General features: G+C 71.3%; 16 protein-coding genes. 9 read left to right on the top strand and 7 right to left on the bottom strand.

Features of this window, described 5'->3' with window-relative positions; genetic code table 11:
- Positions 1-155 precede the first annotated feature (155 nt).
- Positions 156-4,010 (top strand): multifunctional oxoglutarate decarboxylase/oxoglutarate dehydrogenase thiamine pyrophosphate-binding subunit/dihydrolipoyllysine-residue succinyltransferase subunit, encoded by a 3,855-nt coding sequence (locus tag PZB75_RS22220; RefSeq protein ID WP_275537051.1) that lies wholly within the window; start codon positions 156-158, stop codon positions 4,008-4,010.
- A gap of 159 nt (positions 4,011-4,169) precedes the next feature.
- Positions 4,170-4,352 (top strand): DUF6104 family protein, encoded by a 183-nt coding sequence (locus PZB75_RS22215; protein WP_019075209.1) that lies wholly within the window; start codon positions 4,170-4,172, stop codon positions 4,350-4,352.
- Between the two features lie 76 nt (positions 4,353-4,428).
- On the opposite strand, the gene PZB75_RS22210 is transcribed toward PZB75_RS22215, so the two are convergent.
- Positions 4,429-5,400: a hypothetical protein gene (locus PZB75_RS22210; RefSeq protein WP_275537050.1), complete on the bottom strand. Its 972-nt coding sequence runs from the start codon at positions 5,398-5,400 to the stop codon at positions 4,429-4,431.
- A gap of 151 nt (positions 5,401-5,551) precedes the next feature.
- Here PZB75_RS22210 and PZB75_RS22205 point away from each other — a divergent pair, with 151 nt between their 5' ends.
- Together PZB75_RS22205 and PZB75_RS22200 are read left to right on the top strand one after the other, a co-directional pair.
- Positions 5,552-6,409, top strand: coding sequence for a DUF4097 family beta strand repeat-containing protein (locus tag PZB75_RS22205; protein WP_275537049.1), 858 nt, complete (start codon positions 5,552-5,554; stop codon positions 6,407-6,409).
- A 1-nt stretch (position 6,410) separates the two neighbouring features.
- Positions 6,411-7,433 carry a PadR family transcriptional regulator gene (locus PZB75_RS22200; protein WP_275537048.1) on the top strand — a complete coding sequence of 341 codons (1,023 nt, stop codon included), beginning with the start codon at positions 6,411-6,413 and terminating at the stop codon, positions 7,431-7,433.
- A gap of 795 nt (positions 7,434-8,228) precedes the next feature.
- On the opposite strand, the gene PZB75_RS22195 is transcribed toward PZB75_RS22200, so the two are convergent.
- The 4 genes from PZB75_RS22195 to PZB75_RS22180 form a co-directional block, all read right to left on the bottom strand.
- Positions 8,229-8,807, bottom strand: a complete 579-nt coding sequence (locus PZB75_RS22195) for a Clp protease N-terminal domain-containing protein (protein WP_275538817.1) — start codon at positions 8,805-8,807, stop codon at positions 8,229-8,231.
- Positions 8,807-9,016: a helix-turn-helix domain-containing protein gene (locus tag PZB75_RS22190; RefSeq protein ID WP_275537047.1), complete on the bottom strand. Its 210-nt coding sequence runs from the start codon at positions 9,014-9,016 to the stop codon at positions 8,807-8,809. Before PZB75_RS22190 ends, PZB75_RS22195 begins: the two co-directional genes overlap by 1 nt.
- 93 nt (positions 9,017-9,109) lie before the next feature.
- Complete coding sequence (locus tag PZB75_RS22185; protein WP_275537046.1) at positions 9,110-10,075, bottom strand: zinc-binding dehydrogenase; 966 nt, start codon at positions 10,073-10,075, stop codon at positions 9,110-9,112.
- A gap of 99 nt (positions 10,076-10,174) precedes the next feature.
- Positions 10,175-11,455, bottom strand: a complete 1,281-nt coding sequence (locus PZB75_RS22180; protein WP_275537045.1) for an NADP-dependent malic enzyme — start codon at positions 11,453-11,455, stop codon at positions 10,175-10,177.
- A 536-nt stretch (positions 11,456-11,991) separates the two neighbouring features.
- Between PZB75_RS22180 and PZB75_RS22175 the strand changes: the two genes are divergently transcribed.
- The 4 genes from PZB75_RS22175 (at position 11,992) to PZB75_RS22160 (ending at position 15,569) form a co-directional block, all read left to right on the top strand.
- A complete protein-coding gene (locus tag PZB75_RS22175) occupies positions 11,992-12,963 on the top strand; it encodes an ABC transporter substrate-binding protein (protein WP_275537044.1) in 972 nt (323 codons plus the stop codon).
- Between the two features lie 35 nt (positions 12,964-12,998).
- Positions 12,999-13,934, top strand: coding sequence for an amino acid ABC transporter permease (locus tag PZB75_RS22170; protein WP_275537043.1), 936 nt, complete (start codon positions 12,999-13,001; stop codon positions 13,932-13,934).
- Entirely contained in the window at positions 13,931-14,698 is a 768-nt protein-coding gene (locus PZB75_RS22165) for an amino acid ABC transporter ATP-binding protein (RefSeq protein WP_275537042.1), read from the top strand. Before PZB75_RS22170 ends, PZB75_RS22165 begins: the two co-directional genes overlap by 4 nt.
- Positions 14,699-14,918: 220 nt before the next feature.
- Entirely contained in the window at positions 14,919-15,569 is a 651-nt protein-coding gene (locus PZB75_RS22160) for a TetR/AcrR family transcriptional regulator (RefSeq protein WP_275537041.1), read from the top strand.
- A gap of 37 nt (positions 15,570-15,606) precedes the next feature.
- Here the strand turns inward: PZB75_RS22160 and PZB75_RS22155 are convergent, their stop codons facing one another.
- Positions 15,607-16,368, bottom strand: a complete 762-nt coding sequence (locus PZB75_RS22155; protein WP_275537040.1) for a class I SAM-dependent methyltransferase — start codon at positions 16,366-16,368, stop codon at positions 15,607-15,609.
- A gap of 94 nt (positions 16,369-16,462) precedes the next feature.
- On the opposite strand from PZB75_RS22155, the gene PZB75_RS22150 reads away from it, so the two are divergent.
- Complete coding sequence (locus PZB75_RS22150) at positions 16,463-17,113, top strand: CGNR zinc finger domain-containing protein (protein ID WP_275537039.1); 651 nt, start codon at positions 16,463-16,465, stop codon at positions 17,111-17,113.
- On the opposite strand, the gene sodX is transcribed toward PZB75_RS22150, so the two are convergent.
- Complete coding sequence (gene sodX, locus PZB75_RS22145; protein WP_275537038.1) at positions 16,996-17,433, bottom strand: nickel-type superoxide dismutase maturation protease; 438 nt, start codon at positions 17,431-17,433, stop codon at positions 16,996-16,998. The two genes, PZB75_RS22150 and sodX, sit on opposite strands and share 118 nt — an antisense overlap.
- Positions 17,434-17,581 lie beyond the last annotated feature (148 nt).

Here is a 17,581-nt window from a genome sequence, read left to right as displayed (position 1 = left end):
CCCGCTTGTTTCCCGCCATTTCCCGCACCGAAACCCTTCTTCAGATGTGACTTGCGCGACGAAGAGCGGCCCGGCCTGCGTGGAACGGTCGGGGAGGCGTAGCCTTGATTTCCGCTGTCCATCACCTTGTGAAGCGGAAGAGGGCGGTTGCCGCCGTGTCGTCTCAGTCCCCCAGTAACTCGAGCATCTCGACCGACCAAACGGGGCAGGGGAACAACCCTGCTGCCGCTTTCGGCCCCAATGAGTGGCTAGTCGACGAGATCTACCAGCAGTACCTCCAGGACCCCAATTCGGTCGACCGCGCCTGGTGGGACTTCTTCGCCGACTACAAGCCGGGTAAGACCGGCACGGCGGACAAGCCCACGGTCACAGGAGCCGCGGTGACCCCGGCCCCGGCCGCAGCCGCACCGACCACCACCCCTGCCGCACCGCCCGCCCAGGCACCGGCGCCCGCCGCGGCCCGGCCCGCGGCCGCCGCTGCCGCACCCGTGCGGGCCACCGCCGCCGCCCCGGCGGCTCCGGCGAAGGCCGCCGCCGCTCCGGCCGCGCCCGCGCCCGCCAAGGCTGCCGCCCCCGCCGCGCAGCCGGCGGAACCCGCCAAGGCCGCCCCGGCCAAGGAGGCTCCGGCCACCGAGGCCCCGGCGGGCCCGGAGTACGTGACGCTGCGCGGCCCCTCGGCCGCCGTCGCGAAGAACATGAACGCCTCGCTGGAGCTGCCCACGGCCACGTCCGTGCGCGCCGTCCCGGTGAAGCTGCTCTTCGACAACCGCATCGTCATCAACAACCACCTCAAGCGCGCCCGGGGCGGGAAGATCTCCTTCACGCACCTCATCGGGTACGCGATGGTGCAGGCCCTCAAGGCCATGCCGGGGATGAACCACTCCTTCGCGCTGAAGGACGGCAAGCCGACCCTGGTCAAGCCGGAGCACGTGAACCTCGGTCTGGCCATCGACCTGGTGAAGCCCAACGGCGACCGCCAGCTCGTCGTCGCGGCCATCAAGAAGGCCGAGACGCTCAACTTCTTCGAGTTCTGGCAGGCGTACGAGGACATCGTCCGCCGCGCCCGCAACGGCAAGCTCGGCATGGACGACTTCACCGGCGTCACCGCCTCGCTGACCAACCCCGGCGGGATCGGCACCGTCCACTCGGTGCCCCGTCTGATGCCCGGACAGGGCCTCATCGTGGGCGTCGGCGCGATGGACTACCCGGCGGAGTTCCAGGGCACGTCCCAGGACACCCTGAACAAGCTGGGCATCTCGAAGGTCATGACCCTGACCTCGACGTACGACCACCGGGTCATCCAGGGCGCCGCGTCCGGCGAGTTCCTGCGCATCCTCAGCCAGCTCCTCCTCGGCGAGAACGACTTCTACGACGAGATCTTCAAGGCGCTGCGCATCCCCTACGAGCCGGTCCGCTGGCTCAAGGACATCGACGCCTCGCACGACGACGACGTCACCAAGGCCGCGCGGGTCTTCGAGCTGATCCACTCCTACCGGGTCCGCGGCCACGTCATGGCCGACACCGACCCGCTGGAGTACCGCCAGCGCAAGCACCCCGACCTGGACATCACCGAGCACGGCCTCACCCTCTGGGACCTGGAGCGGGACTTCGCGGTCGGCGGGTTCGCCGGCAAGACGCTGATGAAGCTCCGCGACATCCTCGGTGTGCTGCGTGAGTCGTACTGCCGCACCACCGGCATCGAGTTCATGCACATCCAGGACCCGAAGGAGCGCAGGTGGCTCCAGGACCGGGTGGAGCGCCCGCGTCCCGCGCCCGAGCGTGAGGAGCAGCTGCGCATCCTGCGCCGCCTCAACGCCGCCGAGGCGTTCGAGACCTTCCTCCAGACGAAGTACGTCGGTCAGAAGCGGTTCTCGCTGGAGGGCGGCGAGTCCGTCATCCCGCTGCTCGACGCCGTGCTCGACTCGGCCGCCGAGGCCCGTCTCGACGAGGTCGTCATCGGCATGGCCCACCGCGGCCGGCTGAACGTCCTGGCGAACATCGTCGGCAAGTCGTACGCGCAGATCTTCCGCGAGTTCGAGGGCAATCTCGACCCGCGGTCGATGCACGGTTCCGGCGACGTGAAGTACCACCTGGGCGCCGACGGCACCTTCACCGGTCTGGACGGCGAGCAGATCAAGGTCTCGCTGGCCGCCAACCCCTCGCACCTGGAGGCGGTCGACCCGGTCCTGGAGGGCATCGCCCGCGCCAAGCAGGACATCATCAACAAGGCGGGCACGGACTTCACGGTCCTGCCCGTGGCGCTCCACGGCGACGCGGCCTTCGCGGGCCAGGGCGTCGTCGCCGAGACGCTGAACATGTCGCAGCTGCGCGGCTACCGCACCGGCGGCACCGTGCACGTCGTCATCAACAACCAGGTCGGCTTCACCGCCGCCCCCGAGGCGTCCCGCTCCTCGATGTACGCCACGGACGTGGCGCGCATGATCGAGGCGCCGATCATCCACGTCAACGGCGACGACCCCGAGGCCGTGGTCCGGGTCGCGCGGCTGGCCTTCGAGTACCGGCAGACGTTCAACAAGGACGTCGTCATCGACCTCATCTGCTACCGCCGCCGCGGTCACAACGAGGGCGACAACCCGGAGTTCACCAACCCGCAGATGTACACCCTGATCGACAAGAAGCGCTCGGTGCGCAAGCTCTACACCGAGTCCCTGATCGGTCGCGGTGACATCACGCTGGAGGAGGCCGAGCAGGCGCTCCAGGACTTCCAGGGGCAGCTGGAGAAGGTCTTCGCGGAGGTCCGCGAGGCGACCTCGCACCCGGGCCAGACCCACGTCCCGGACGCGCAGGCGCAGTTCCCGGTGGCGGTCACCACCGCGGTCTCCGAGGAGGTCGTGAAGCGGATCGCCGAGTCCCAGGTCAACATCCCCGAGCAGATCACGGTCCACCCGCGTCTGATGCCGCAGATGCAGCGCCGCGCGGCCTCGGTGGAGAACGGCACGATCGACTGGGGCATGGGCGAGACCCTGGCCATCGGTTCACTGCTGATGGAGGGCACCCCGGTCCGGCTCGCCGGCCAGGACACCCGCCGCGGCACGTTCGGCCAGCGGCACGCGGTCCTCGTCGACCAGGTGACCGGCGAGGACTACACCCCGCTGCTCTACCTCTCCGACGAGCAGGCCCGCTACAACGTCTACGACTCGCTGCTCAGCGAGTACGCGGCGATGGGCTTCGAGTACGGCTACTCGCTGGCCCGTCCGGAGTCCCTGGTCATCTGGGAGGCCCAGTTCGGTGACTTCGTCAACGGCGCGCAGACCGTCGTGGACGAGTTCATCTCCTCGGCCGAGCAGAAGTGGGGCCAGACGTCCGGCGTCACCCTGCTGCTGCCGCACGGTTACGAGGGCCAGGGCCCGGACCACTCGTCCGCCCGCCCGGAGCGTTTCCTCACCCTGTGCGCGCAGAACAACATGACGGTGGCCATGCCGACCCTGCCGTCGAACTACTTCCACCTCCTGCGGTGGCAGGTGCACAACCCGCACCACAAGCCGCTGGTGGTCTTCACCCCGAAGTCGATGCTGCGCCTCAAGGCCGCCGCGTCGAAGGTGGAGGAGTTCACCCAGGGCGGTTTCCGTCCGGTCATCGGCGACGAGTCGGTCAAGGCGGAGGACGTCCGCAAGGTCGTCTTCTGCGCGGGCAAGCTCTACTACGACCTGGACGCCGAGCGGCAGAAGCGTGGCGACACGGAGACCGCGATCATCCGTCTGGAGCGTCTGTACCCGCTGCCGGGTGCCGAGATCCAGGCCGAGATCGCCAAGTACCCGAACGCCGCGAAGTACCTGTGGGCCCAGGAGGAGCCGGCGAACCAGGGTGCCTGGCCGTTCATCGCGCTCAACCTGATCGACCACCTGGACCTGGCCGTCGGCGCCGACGTCCCGCACGGTGAGCGGCTGCGGCGCATCTCGCGTCCGCACGGCTCGTCGCCCGCGGTCGGCTCCGCCAAGCGCCACCAGGCCGAGCAGGCGCAGCTGGTCACCGAGGTCTTCGAGGCCTGACCGGCGGTTGTACGCACGAAGGGTCCGGCCCCCGCGGTGATCGCGGGGGCCGGACCCTTCGGCGTGGCCGGCGCGGGCGCTGGGCCCGGAACGCCACCCGGCTCCCCGGCCGCCCGGCTCGGATGTCTTCCTCGCTCCCCCGGCGGATACGCTTCTGCCATGTACTTCACGGACCGTGGCATCGAGGAGCTGGAGAAGCGGCGCGGCGAGGAGGAGGTCACCTTCGAGTGGCTGGCCGAGCAGTTGCGGACGTTCGTCGATCTCAATCCCGACTTCGAGGTGCCGGTCGAGCGGCTGGCGACCTGGCTGGCCCGGCTGGACGACGAGGACGACGACGAGTAGTCGGCGGCCCCCTCCCCCGGCCGCGGCCCACGCGTGACGCCGTACCGCTCCCCTCGCCAGCCCCGTACCGACCCGGTCAGTACGACGTTCCGCCATGGCGCGCCCCGGCCGCCGTCGCGTCCTCCGGGCCGTCACCGCCCCGCATCCGGTCGTACGCGAGTCCGAGCGCTCCCTGCGCCAGCAGCAGCGCCCCCGCGAAGGCCCATCCGCCGCTGCGGCGACGGATGCCCCAGAGGGTGAGCGGCAGGCCCGCCGCGAGCTGTGCCGTGGCGACGGCTCGGGCCCTGGGACCCCGCATCCAGGGACCGGCCCTGCCGCTCTCGACGGCGTCGAGTTCGGTCCTCACCGCGTCGCGCCAGCCCGCCCAGGCGATCCGCCGGGTGTCGGGCAGCACGTCCGCGACGCTGTGCAGACGATCGGCGGACTCACCCGGAGTGAGACCCGTCGGGAGGGAGAGACCGGTGCCGGTGAGGAGCGCGAGCAGGGCGATCAGCCGGGCGCGGGCGTCGGTCCCGGGGTCGGGACGGGTCAGCACTTCGAGGGCCTGGACGTCGAGCACCGGATCGAGGCCGAGCCGGGCCGCGAAGGTCCGCATGGCCTCGTCCTCGCCGACCGGGGTGCCGTCGGTGAGCCAGACGTAGCCGACCGGGCGGCGGAATCCGGCGGCGAGGGTGAAGCCCGCCCGGTCGGCGTCCCACCACAGGGCCAGGACCGGCCAGGTGGAGCCGACCGCGAGTGCGGTGGCCCAGCCGCCGAGGACCCGGTCGACCGGGTCCGCGACTCCGTCACCGGCCCGGCCGTCCCCGTACCCGCCGTTCCCAGCGCCGCCGCTCACGTCACCGCCGTGCCGGGGCCGCGCTTCGGGGGCGGCCTGCCAGGGCTTGCCCCCGGAGGTGTCCTGCCAGGGTTTTCCCTCGGGGACGAGCACGCTCCACCCGTCACCCGCCCGCGCGAGCAGCATCGGCTCGCGCAGCAGATGGGCCACGGGCCGCACGGCCTCGGGTGCGGCCCGGCACAGCAGCAGTGCTCCCACGGGTGTCGCGTTCATGCCTCACACGCTAGGGCACTTTGTGCGTATATGACGTAATTCGATCGGCCGACGGGTTCACGTTCGCCTTGACTTCCCCTATCCGCGATATATCGTGTTCGAGAAGAGACGCGATATGTTGCGTCACGTCCGCTCTCCGGAGGTCAGTTCCATGCCTGTGTCGACGTGGGCCGTCGCCGTGCCTCAGAAGCTCACCTTCGATGACCCTGTGACGACGCTGAACGTGCGGATCGTCAACGGTACGGTCAACGTCGTGGGCACCGAGGAACCGACCGCCCGGCTGGAGGTCTCCGAGATCGACGGCCCACCGCTGATCGTGACCCAGCAGGACGGTGTCCTCACGGTCTCCTACGAGGACCTGCCCTGGCAGGGCTTCCTCAAGTGGCTGGAGGGCAAGGGGCGTCTCCGGAGTGCCGTCGTCTCGCTCACCGTGCCGGCCGGCGCGGCGGTGGAGGTCGGAGTCGTCGGCGCCGGAGCGGTGATCTCCGGCATCCATGGCCGTACTGCCGTACGCGGCGTCACCGGCGACACCGCCCTCGTCGGGCTCTCGGGCGAGGTCCGGGCCGACACGGTCTCCGGGAACCTGGAGGCGCAGTCCGTCACGGGCGACCTCCGCTTCAAGTCGGTCTCCGGCGATCTGACGGTCGTCGAGGGGTCGGCCGCCTCCCTGCGGGCCGAGTCGGTCAGCGGCAGCATGGTGCTCGACCTGGGACCGGACGGCGGGCCCACGGACATCCGGCTGACCACGGTCTCCGGGGAGATCGCCATCCGGCTGCCGCACCCGGCGGACGCGAAGGTCGAGGCGAACACCGCGAGCGGTTCCGTCTCCAACGCGTTCGAGGACCTTCGGGTGGGCGGCCAGTGGGGCGCGAAGAAGATCACCGGCACGCTCGGGGCCGGGACCGGGGCGCTCCGGGCGACGACGGTCTCCGGTTCGATCGCCCTGCTGCGCCGCCCACCGACCGAGGAAGATCCGCGACCGGCCGAGCCGACCGGAAAGGTGCTCTGACATGCCCCCCGTATTCGCCCATGGGCGCCTGCGCCTGTATCTGCTCAAACTGCTCGACGAGGCCCCCCGCCACGGGTACGAGGTGATCCGGCTGCTGGAGGAGCGCTTCCAGGGCCTGTACGCGCCTTCGGCGGGCACGGTGTACCCCCGCCTGGCCAAGCTGGAGGCGGAGGGCCTGGTCACCCACGCCACCGAGGGCGGCCGGAAGGTCTACTCGATCACCGATGCCGGACGGGCCGAACTGGCCGGAAGGAGCGGCGAGCTGGCCGACCTCGAACTGGAGATCCGCGAGTCGGTGTCGGAGCTGGCCGCCGAGATCCGCGACGACGTGCGCGGCGCGGCGGGCAAGCTGCGCAGCGAGATGCGGGCGGCGGCGACGGAGACCCGGCAGACGGCCGACGGCTCCCGGTCCGCCGACTCCGGCTCCGGCTCCGGCTCCGGCTCCGGCAAGAAGGGGGAACGTACGTCGCCCTTCGCCGACTTCCCCGACTTCACCGAGCACGAGGCGTGGCGGACGGCGAAGGAGGAGCTGCGCCGGGCCAGGCAGGAGTGGAAGGAGCAGGCCCGCCGGGCGAAGGACGAGTCCCGGCGCGCCCGCGAGGACGCCCAGCGGGCCCGCCGCCAGGCCAAGGAGGCCCAGGAGAAGGCGCGCGAGCAGATGCAGCACGTCGCCCAGCAGGTGCAGGAGCACTTCGCACGGGGCGACTGGCCGGCCGGGGTGCGGGAGGGGCTGGCCGAGATCGGCGGTCAGCTCGGCGGCTTCGCCCGGACGGGCACCTGGCCGCCGTACGCCAAGCCGGAGCCCGCCGACGCGGCCCCGGAGTGGGCCGCCGACACGGCGTCCACCGGCGATCCGGCCCGCGACCTGGACCGGCTGCTCGACCGCTTCCGGGACGACATCCGGGACGCGGCGCGGGACCGGGGCGTCACCGAGGAGCAGATGACGGAGGCCCGGAACCACCTCGCGACCGCGGCGGCCCGGATCGACGCGCTGCTGCGCCGGGACGACGACGGCGAGAGGTGACCCGCGAGGAGGTCCGCACTCCTGGGCCTCCTGGCCGAGGGAGGGCGCTCGCGCACCCGGGTCTCCTCACCGGGGAGCGCGCTCACGCCATCCGGGCCCCCTACCGCTGAGGGAGCGGGCCGGGCGGTGGCGCCACCCCGTGCGCCACCGCCCGGCCCGCTCCTCACCGCGCCTCACCCGGCCTTCACGTGATCGGCCACGCACCCGCACCCCGCCCCGGCAAGGGAACGGGCCCGGCAGAGCGCCGCCGCCCCGCACACCCACGCCCGGCCTGCGGTCTCCCCACTCCCGGCCGGACCCTCACCGCGCCTCACCCGGCCCGCAGGGGCCGGTCCACCACTCGGCCCCTCCCCGCACGGAGTCCGGTCCGGCGGAGCAGCGCCCCGCGTGCCCACGCCCGGTCCCCGGTCCGCCCCCGCCCGCACCTCACCTGGCCTTCGCCGACTGGCCACGCCCCGGACCCCGCCCCGGCAAGGAGCGGGCCCGGCGGAGCGTCGCCGCCTTGTACACCCACGCCTCGGCACGCGGTCTGCCCCGGTCACGCCCACGCCTCGCCCCGGCCCCGGCCCCGACCGGCCGGTCGCCCATCCGGCCCCCTCCCGCCACGGGGCCCGGTCCGGCGGAGCAGCGCCCCGTGCGCCCACGCCCGGTCCCCGGCCTGCCCACGCCTCACCCGGCCCTCGCCCGGCCCGGTCACGCACCCGCACCCCGCCCCGGCAAGGGAGCAGGCCCGGCGGAGCGCCGCCCCCGCACACCCACGCCCGGTCCCCGGCCTGCCCCCGCCCACGCCTCGCCTCATCCAGCCTTCGCCCGGCCCGCCGCGCCCCCGTCTCCGTACAGGGCGCGCTCCACCGTCGGGTAGGTCGCGTCGTGTTCGGCGAGCACGTCGGCGACCACCCCGCCCGGCCTGGCCGTGAGGGCCAGCAGGAGGTGTTCGTCGCCGATCGACCGGTCCCCGCGTCCCACGGCGATGCGCAGCGACTTCTCCAGGACCTTCTTCGCGTCCCGGGTGAACGGGCGGCGGCCGGACCCGCGCGGCGCCGCTGCCCCCGCGTCCCGGAGCGCGCCCTCGCCGTGCGCCTCCTCGACGCGGGCGACGATCTCGGAGACATCGATGCCGAACTCGGCGAGGGCCTCGGTGTCGGCGTCGGTCAGCCCACCGCGTCTGCGCGTCCGCGCGAGGGCGGCCTCCACCGAGGCGCGGCGGTCGGTGATGCCCAGGGCCGTGAGGGCGAACGCGGCGCGGGTGCCCTCGCGGTCGAGCAGGGCGAGCAGCAGGTGCTCCTCGCCGACCGTGCCGGAACCCGCCCGCTCGGTGTGGCCCACGGCTCCGGTGACGACGGCCCGGGCGGCCCGGGTGAATCGCTCGAACATCATTGCCTCCCGTACTTCTTGTGCGCCGCCTGGCGGCTGACGCCCAACTCGGCCGCGATCTCCTGCCACGACCACCCCTGGGCGCGGGCGCTTCTGACGTGTACCGCCTCCAGCCGCTCCAGCAGCCGCCGCAGCGCGGCGACGGCGCGCAGCCCGGTCCGGGGATCACGGTCACCGGCACGTGCGGCGAGATCCGTTGCATCGGTCATGACGTCAACGTACGTTGACAGTTCGGTTACGTCAATCCAAGTTGACAGGAGGTCGGGGGCGAGCCGCCGAGGGCGGGTCCGTCGCGCGTCCGCTCACACCGAGGTCAGCACGATCTTCCCGAAGTGGTCGCCCGACGCCAGCCGTTCGAAGCCCTCGCGGGCCCGGTCCAGCGGCAGCACCTCGTCGATGACGGGCCGCACCCCGGTCGTCGCGCAGAACGCCAGCAGATCCTCCAGCTCGTCCTTGGTGCCCATCGTCGAGCCGACGACCCTCAGCTCCAGGAAGAAGATCCGGGTCAGTTCCGCGTGCGAGGGGCGGTCACCGCTGGTCGCGCCGGAGATCACCAGGGTGCCACCGGGGCGCAGGGACTTGACGGAGTGCGACCAGGTCGCGGCGCCGACGGTCTCGATGACGGCGTCCACCCGCCGGGGCAGCCGCGCGCCGGGCTCGTACGCCTCGATCGCGCCCAGTTCCACGGCCCGTTCGCGCTTGGTCTCGTCCCGGCTGGTCGCGTACATCCGCAGGCCCGCCGCACGGCCGAGCATGATCGCGGCGGTGGCCACCCCGCCACCCGCGCCCTGCACGAGGACCGAATCCCCGGGGCGGACACCGGCGTTGGTGAAGAGCATCCGGTACGCGGTCAGCCAGGCGGTGGGCAGACAGGCCGCCTGCTCGAAGGTCAGCTCGCGGGGCTTGGGCAGGACGTTCCAGGACGGTACGGTCACCCGTTCGGCGAAGGTGCCCTGGTAGCGCTCGGTGAGGATGGAGCGGGGCTCGTCCGGGCCGACGCCGTGCCCGGTCTGTCCGATGACGGAGTGCAGGACGACCTCGTTGCCGTCCTCGTCGGTCCCGGCGGCGTCACAGCCGAGGATCATCGGCAGCCGGTCCTCGGTGAGGCCGACGCCGCGCAGGGACCAGAGGTCGTGGTGGTTGAGGGAGGCGGCCCTGACGTCGACGGTGGTCCAGCCGGGGCGTGAACCGGGCGCGGGGCGCTCGCCCAGCTCAAGGCCGTCGAGGGGCTGGTCGCGGTCGATACGGGCGGCGTAGGCGGCGAACATGCCACCGACCATAGGGCGGCCGGACGTCCCGCGGAACCGCCCCGCGGTGTGACACGCGCCGCGGGGCGGGAGCCGGACCCGTCCGGCTCCCGCGTGGCGTCAGCGCCGCGCGACACCCTCCGCGCGGGCGGCGGCGGCGACCGCCGCCGTGACCGCCGGGGCGACGCGCTCGTCGAACGGCGACGGGATCACGTAGTCCGCGGCCAGCTCGTCGCCCACGACGTCCGCGAGCGCGTTCGCCGCGGCGATCTTCATGCCCTCGGTGATCCGCGAGGCCCTGACCTGGAGGGCGCCCGCGAAGATGCCCGGGAAGGCGAGGACGTTGTTGATCTGGTTCGGGTAGTCCGAACGCCCGGTCGCCACGACCGCCGCGTACTTGTGCGCGATGTCGGGCTGGACCTCGGGGTTCGGATTGGCCATGGCGAAGACGTACGCGCCGGGTGCCATCGAGGCGACGGCGGCCTCCGGGACCGTACCGCCGGAGACCCCGATGAAGACGTCGGCGCCGGCCAGCGCCGACTCCAACGAGCCGGAGAGGCCCGCCTTGTTGGTCAGCTCGGCCAGCTCGCGCTTGACGTCCGTCAGGTCGCCCCGGTCCCGGCTGACGATGCCCTTGCGGTCGGCCACGGCGACATCGCCGATGCCCGCCGCCAGCAGGAACTTGGCGATGGCGACGCCGGCCGCTCCCGCACCGGAGATGACACCGCGCAGCTCGCCCAGGGTCCGCCCGGAGAGCTTCGCCGCGTTGCGCAGCGCCGCCAGGGTGACGACGGCCGTGCCGTGCTGGTCGTCGTGGAACACCGGGATGTCCAGGCGCTCCTGGAGCCTGCGCTCGATCTCGAAGCAGCGCGGCGCCGAGATGTCCTCCAGGTTGACGCCCCCGAAGGACGGCGCGAGCCGCACGACGGTCTCGACGATCTCGTCCGCGTCGGTGGTGGCGAGCGCGATCGGCACCGCGTCGACGCCACCGAACTGCTTGAAGAGGATCGCCTTGCCCTCCATCACCGGGAGCGACGCCTCGGGGCCGATGTCGCCGAGGCCGAGCACCGCGGTGCCGTCCGTCACGACGGCGACGACCTGTGACTTCCAGGTGTAGTCGTGGACCAGCTCCGGGTTCTCGGCGATCGCGCTGCACACCTTCGCGACCCCGGGCGTGTAGGCGAGGGACAGGTCATCCTTGTCGCGCACGGGCACGGTGGCCTGGATCGCCATCTTCCCGCCGCGGTGGAGGGCGAAGGCCGGATCGAAGGGCTCGTCCGGAGCCCCGCCCACGCGGACCGGCCCCGTACCGGCGCTCAGGTCCGCCGCGCTCACGCTGTTCGCACCGTCCGCGTATGTCGTTTCACTGTCGCTGCGAGGATTGACGATCTCCGCTGCCATGGTGTGTAACCCCTTAAGTCTTCAATGATTGAGGGTGGCCGCTCCTGGTCGAGGAGGGGTGGGCGGGCACCGCGTCCGCGTCCCGTCCGGCCGATCGGCTCGCCGGGCGGCGGGAAGGACACGCACGCGCGGACGCGCCGCACACGCGTCCTGGGCCCCGGGTGAGGGGTGTAAGGATCTTTCTTACCCGAAGGACCGTGTCATGGACGAGTCCATAATGAGTCGATCGCATGACAGTGGCATGGCTCATAGTCGACTTGTCGCGACAAGTCGACCGAGAGGCTGCAAAGTCGTCCACCGCCCGGGACGTCCCGGAAGATCTTGCGTCGATCACGCGAAAGCCGACAGATGATCCGGTCCTGGTCCACCGGGTCCTGAGGTTCGGGGGTCGCCCGTTATCCGATTTTGACATGGTCAGCCCCTTGGAAGAGCCCGTCCGAATGGCAAGATGCCCTAATCACACCAGGTGGCGGGCGCACGAAGGCGCGTACCCGCCCCACCGGCAACGTCTCCCTCACCCGCGGAGGAACCCGACCATGACCGCAAGCACCAGGCGTCACACGGCCGCGAAGTCACGGATAGCAGCGGTCGGCGCGATCGCGGTCGCCGGCACCATGCTGCTGACCGCCTGCGGCGACCAGACGAAGAGCGGTTCCCCGGACTCCGGCTCGGTGTCCAGCTCCGGCAAGGCATCCGCCCAGGGCGCCCCGCTGGCCGATCTGCTGCCTCCCGAGATCAAGGCGAAGGGCGTCGTCAAGGTCGGTTCGGACATCGCGTACGCGCCGGTCGAGTTCAAGGACGACAGCGGCAAGACCGTCGGCATCGACCCCGATGTGGCCGATGCCCTCGGCAAGCAGCTCGGCGTGCGGTTCGAGTTCGAGAAGGGCACCTTCGACGCGCTGCTGACCGGCCTGCGGTCCAAGCGCTACGACGTGGCCATGTCGGCGATGACCGACACGGCGGCCCGCCAGAACGGCGTCGACGCCGACACCGGCAAGAAGGTCGGCGAGGGTGTCGACTTCGTCGACTACTTCCACGCCGGGGTGTCGCTCTACACCCTCAAGGGGAAGACCCGGTCCATCCAGGGCTGGGACGACCTCTGCGGCAAGAAGATCGTCGTCCAGCGCGCCACGATCTCGCACGACATGGCCAAGGAGCAGGCCAAGAAGTGCGGTGCGAAGAAGCTCTCCATCGAGCCGTTCGACGACGACCAGCAGGCCCAGACCCGGCTGCGCGGCGGCGGCGCCGACGTCGGCTCCTCCGACTTCCCGGTCGCCGCGTACGCGGTCAAGACCTCGGGCGGCGGCAAGGACTTCGAGATCGTCGGCGACCAGGTCCAGGCCGCCCCCTACGGCATGGCGGTCAGCAAGTCGAACACCAAGCTGCGGGACGCCATCAAGGCCGCGCTCGACGCGATCATCAAGAACGGCGAGTACGGCAAGATCGTCACCAAATGGGGTGTCGAGGCCGGAGCGGTGACCGAGGCCGCCGTCAACGGCGGCAAGTGACCGGACCCGTACCGCGTCACTGAAAGGCAGTACCCGTGTCTGTTGACATCACCGAACGGGACCCGGAAGGCACCCCGAGCGCCGGACCGGCGGTCATCAAGGCCGTCCCGGTCCGGCACTACGGGCGATACCTCTCCGCGGTCATCGCCATCGCCGCTCTCGTCGCGATCGTCTACGCCTTCGGGCAGGGCAAGATCAACTGGGGGGCGGTCCCCGACTACTTCTTCGACGACCGGATCGTCAAGGGCGTCGGCCAGACCCTGCTGCTGACCGTGCTGTCCATGGTCATCGGCGTGGTCGGCGGCATCCTGCTGGCCGTCATGCGGCTGTCGAAGAACCCGGTCACGGCGTCGATCGCCTGGTCGTACATCTGGTTCTTCCGCGGCACCCCGGTCCTGGTCCAGCTGTTCGTCTGGTTCAACCTGGGCCTGGTCTTCGAGTACATCAACCTCGGTCCGATCTACAAGGACTACTGGTCGAGCTTCATGACGCCGCTCCTGACGGCGCTGCTCGGCCTCGGCCTCAACGAGGCCGCGTACATGGCGGAGATCTGCCGGGCCGGTCTCCTCTCGGTCGACGAGGGCCAGACCGAGGCGTCGCACGCGCTCGGCATGAGCCACGGCAGGACGCTGCGCCGCATCGTGATCCCGCAGGCCATGCGCGTCATCGTGCCCCCGACGGGCAACGAGGTCATCAACATGCTGAAGACGACCTCGCTCGTCTCGGCGGTGCAGTTCTCCGAACTCTTCAGATACGCCCAGGACATCGGCCAGACGTCCGGGGCCCCGGTGGAGATGTACTTCCTCGCCGCGGCCTGGTACCTCGTCATGACCTCGGTGCTGAGCGTCGGCCAGTTCTATCTGGAGCGGTACTACGCACGCGGTTCGAGCCGGAGCCTGCCGCTGACCCCGCTGCAGCGGATCAGGGCCGGCGTGTTCTCGCTGGGCCGTCCGAAGGGAGGGATGGCATGACCACCACCGCCATGGTGAAGGCCGAGGGCGTCCACAAGTCCTTCGGGGCCGCGCACATCCTCAAGGGCATCGACCTGGAGGTCGCCCCGCGTGAGGTCTTCTGTCTGATCGGCCCGTCCGGTTCCGGCAAGTCGACCTTCCTGCGGTGCATCAACCACCTGGAGAAGATCAACGCCGGGCGGCTGTACGTCGACGGCGAGCTGGTCGGCTACCGCCAGAAGGGCGACAAGCTGTACGAGCTGAAGGACAGCGAGGTCTCCCTGAAGCGCCGGGACATCGGCATGGTCTTCCAGCGCTTCAACCTCTTCCCGCACATGACGGCGATCGAGAACGTCATGGAGGCCCCGGTCCAGGTCAAGCGCGAGGCGAGGGCCGTCGCCAGGGCCCGCGCGGAGCGGTTGCTGGACCGGGTCGGTCTCGCCGACAAGGCGGCCAACTACCCGTCCCAGCTCTCCGGCGGCCAGCAGCAGCGGGTCGCCATCGCGCGGGCGCTGGCGATGGAGCCGAAGCTGATGCTCTTCGACGAGCCGACGTCGGCCCTCGACCCGGAGCTGGTCGGCGACGTCCTGGACGTCATGCGCGGACTCGCCGAGGACGGCATGACGATGATCGTCGTGACGCACGAGATGGGCTTCGCCCGTGAGGTCGGGGACGCGCTGGTCTTCATGGACGACGGCGTGGTGGTCGAATCGGGCCACCCGCGCGACGTACTGACCGATCCGCAGCACGAGCGGACGAAGTCGTTCCTGTCGAAGGTGCTGTAGCGGCACGGGACGGCCACCGGACACGGGCGCGCGAGTGGCGCGGGACGGGTGGTACGGACGTACGGGTCGCCCCGTACGTCCGTACCACCCGTCCCCGTATCCCCGCTCCTGTCCCCTTTCCCCGCCCGGCCGCGGCGCCCGCCACCGCACGTATATTGGGCCCCCGCCTAGAGCTACTAGGTTTTTTCGTCCGGGTTTCCCGGTGAAACGGAGGTGGGGCATGGCACGTGCCGGTCTTACGAGAGACCGTGTGGTGGAGGCCGCGGCGGACCTGGCGGACGCCGTGGGGTTCGACAACGTCACGGTGTCCGCCCTGGCGCGGGGCTTCGGCGTCAAGGACGCCAGCCTGTACTCGCACATCAGCAACCTGCGGGACCTGCGGACCGGGGTCGCGCTGCTGGCGTCCTCGGAGTTCGCCGACCGCATCTCAGCCGCCGTGGCGGGCCGGGCCGGCAAGGACGCCCTCGTGGCGTTCGCCGACGCCTACCGGGCGTTCGTACTGGAGCGGCCGGGACGGTACGCAGCGACCCAGTTCCCGGTCGACCCGGAGGTGGCCACGGCGTCCCCGGCCTACGCCAGGACCCTGGACGTCACGTACTCGATGATGCGCGCGTACGACCTGCCCGAGCCGGATCTGACGGACGCGGTACGGCTGCTGCGCAGCACCTTCCACGGCTACAGCGCCCTGGAGGCCAACGGCGCCTTCCACGACTCACGTGATGTGCGGGCGTCCTGGGAGCGGGGGGTCGAGGCCCTGCACGTACTGCTGGAGCACTGGCCCCCGGCACGGGAGTCCGCGCCGCCCGCGTCGCGCGTACCCGCCCCGCCGGCCCGGTCCACCCCCGTCCGGCGGCCGATGACCAGGAGATGACCCGACCGGCCGATGCCCCGGCAAGGACCCCGACCGGCTACTTGACGGCGAGTACGAGACTGTCGGACGGCGAGCTCCACACCGTCCGCGCCTCCGCGAACCCGGCCCCGCGCAGCGTCTCGGCGTGCCAGCGCACGGAGGGCATGTCCCCGTCGGCGTGCTCTCCGTAGATCTCGAACCGCTCGGCGGTCGGCCCGGCCAGCACCGGGTCCTCGGCGGCGAGCGCCCACCAGTCCGCCCAGTCGAGCGCGCCCCCCGCCTTGGCCCGGTCCATCACGGCGTGCCGGTGGGCGCGTTCGGCGGCGTTGATGCGGGGGGTCTCGGGGTCGATCATGTGGTCCGCGTTCATGAACACCCCACCGTCCCTGACCAGCCGCCCGATCCGGCGGTAGAGCCCGGCCAGCGGCTCGGCGTGCAGCCAGTGCAGCGCGGTGGCGGTGAGAACGGCGTCGTACGAGTCGTACGGCAGCCGCTCGGTCCAGTCGGGGTCCTTGAGATCGGCGGTGACGAAGGTGACCCGCCCGTCGCCGTCGAAGGAACCGCGCGCGATGGCGAGCAGCGCCGGGTCGAGGTCGACGCCGGTACTGGTGGCCCGGGGGAACCTCTTGAGCAGCCGGTCCGTGATACTTCCGGTACCGCACGCGAGATCGAGCACCCTGGGCTCGGGCCCCACGAGGGCTTCGACCATGTCCAGCATCACCCGGAACCGCTCCTCGCGGTCGGGCATGTACCACTCCTGCTGCCGGTCCCAGCTCTCCTGCCAGGACTGCCAGTTGGTGCCCTGCTCGGCTGCCGTCATCCGAAACCCTCCACAGCGTAATACTCTCGAAGCACAGTCGGCCGTTACAGCACCGATGGTACCGACTTTAGACCGACGCCCGTAAGGACTACAAGTGGAACTGGCCTATTACTCGGACTACGCCGTGCGCCTGGTCAACACCGAGGAGCCGGCCCGCGGCAAGGACTCCCTGACGTCCGTCGAGGCGGTCCGCGACCTGTTCGGCGCCAACCGCCAGGCGGCCCGGCGCACGACCGACTCGGACGTGACGCGCTTCCGGTCCGTACGGGGGCGGCTGCGCGCGGTCTTCGAGGCGGCCGACGCGGGCGACGAGACACTCGCCGTCGACCTGCTCAACTCACTGCTGCTGGAGTTCCCGGTCAGCCCGCAGATCTCCGGCCACGAGGTCCGCGACGACAACGGCAGACCCGACTGGCACATGCACCTGGCCGACCACCCGTCGAACGCGACGGCCGGGTACGCCGCCATCGCGGCGATGGGCCTGGCGTTCCATCTGACGACGCACGGCGTGAACCGGCTCGGCCTGTGCGAGGCGGCCCCGTGCCGCAACGCCTATCTGGACACCTCGACGAACCGCTCTCGCCGCTACTGCTCGGACCGCTGCGCGACCCGCGCCAATGTCGCCGCCTACCGGGCCCGCAAGCGTCTGGAGACGGAACGGTCGGCGAGCACCGGCCGCAGCGCCGACACCGCCCAGCCCAGCACCGCGCGCACCGACCGCCGGTCGGACGTCAGCGGCCGGTAGCGGACGCGCACCCGGGCCAGCACCAGTTCCTCCGGCACGGCCCCGTAGTCGGTGCTGTCCCCGCCCGCGAACGTGTTGTCGGCCAGCACCCACCAGCCGCCCTCCCGCCGCTCGGCGGCCCGCTTCACGACGAGCAGGTCCTGCTGGAACGGATGGCGCAGGATCACCACGTCACCCGGGCGCACCGGCGCCCCGTACTGCACCAGCAGCCGGTCCCCGTGGTAGAGCGTGGGCACCATGGACGGCCCCGTCACCTCCACCACCTGGAACGGCACTCGCCCCGCCAGCCCGCGTCGGGGCTCCTGCGTCAGCTCCGGCATCTCCGGCACCTCCCCGGTCCTTCGGTACATCCGTCCAGTACACCGTTGCGCACATCGCGCCTCTCAGTCCCTATCCGCCCCGGACTTTTGGCCTAAGCCCATGGGCCAGCCGCGAAAAGGCGTGCCTCACGGAGTAATGTCCCACCTG

It is taken from the genome of Streptomyces sp. AM 4-1-1 (genome assembly GCF_029167625.1).
Taxonomy (GTDB): Bacteria; Actinomycetota; Actinomycetes; order Streptomycetales; family Streptomycetaceae; genus Streptomyces.
The sequence above is the reverse complement of the archived record's forward strand: the minus strand, read 5'-3'. Positions and strand labels throughout refer to the sequence as shown.

Bases quoted from the DNA above. Each gene is read 5' to 3' on its own strand.
- PZB75_RS22205 (WP_275537049.1), top strand. From the start codon at position 5,552: ATGCCTGTGTCGACGTGGGCCGTCGCCGTGCCTCAGAAGCTCACCTTC.
- PZB75_RS22190 (WP_275537047.1), bottom strand. From the start codon at position 9,016: ATGACCGATGCAACGGATCTCGCCGCACGTGCCGGTGACCGTGATCCC.
- sodX (WP_275537038.1), bottom strand. From the start codon at position 17,433: ATGCCGGAGCTGACGCAGGAGCCCCGACGCGGGCTGGCGGGGCGAGTG.
- PZB75_RS22195 (WP_275538817.1), bottom strand. From the start codon at position 8,807: ATGTTCGAGCGATTCACCCGGGCCGCCCGGGCCGTCGTCACCGGAGCC.
- PZB75_RS22200 (WP_275537048.1), top strand. From the start codon at position 6,411: ATGCCCCCCGTATTCGCCCATGGGCGCCTGCGCCTGTATCTGCTCAAA.
- PZB75_RS22210 (WP_275537050.1), bottom strand. From the start codon at position 5,400: ATGAACGCGACACCCGTGGGAGCACTGCTGCTGTGCCGGGCCGCACCC.
- PZB75_RS22165 (WP_275537042.1), top strand. From the start codon at position 13,931: ATGACCACCACCGCCATGGTGAAGGCCGAGGGCGTCCACAAGTCCTTC.
- PZB75_RS22175 (WP_275537044.1), top strand. From the start codon at position 11,992: ATGACCGCAAGCACCAGGCGTCACACGGCCGCGAAGTCACGGATAGCA.
- PZB75_RS22155 (WP_275537040.1), bottom strand. From the start codon at position 16,368: ATGACGGCAGCCGAGCAGGGCACCAACTGGCAGTCCTGGCAGGAGAGC.
- PZB75_RS22160 (WP_275537041.1), top strand. From the start codon at position 14,919: ATGGCACGTGCCGGTCTTACGAGAGACCGTGTGGTGGAGGCCGCGGCG.
- PZB75_RS22185 (WP_275537046.1), bottom strand. From the start codon at position 10,075: ATGTTCGCCGCCTACGCCGCCCGTATCGACCGCGACCAGCCCCTCGAC.
- PZB75_RS22215 (WP_019075209.1), top strand. From the start codon at position 4,170: ATGTACTTCACGGACCGTGGCATCGAGGAGCTGGAGAAGCGGCGCGGC.
- PZB75_RS22180 (WP_275537045.1), bottom strand. From the start codon at position 11,455: ATGGCAGCGGAGATCGTCAATCCTCGCAGCGACAGTGAAACGACATAC.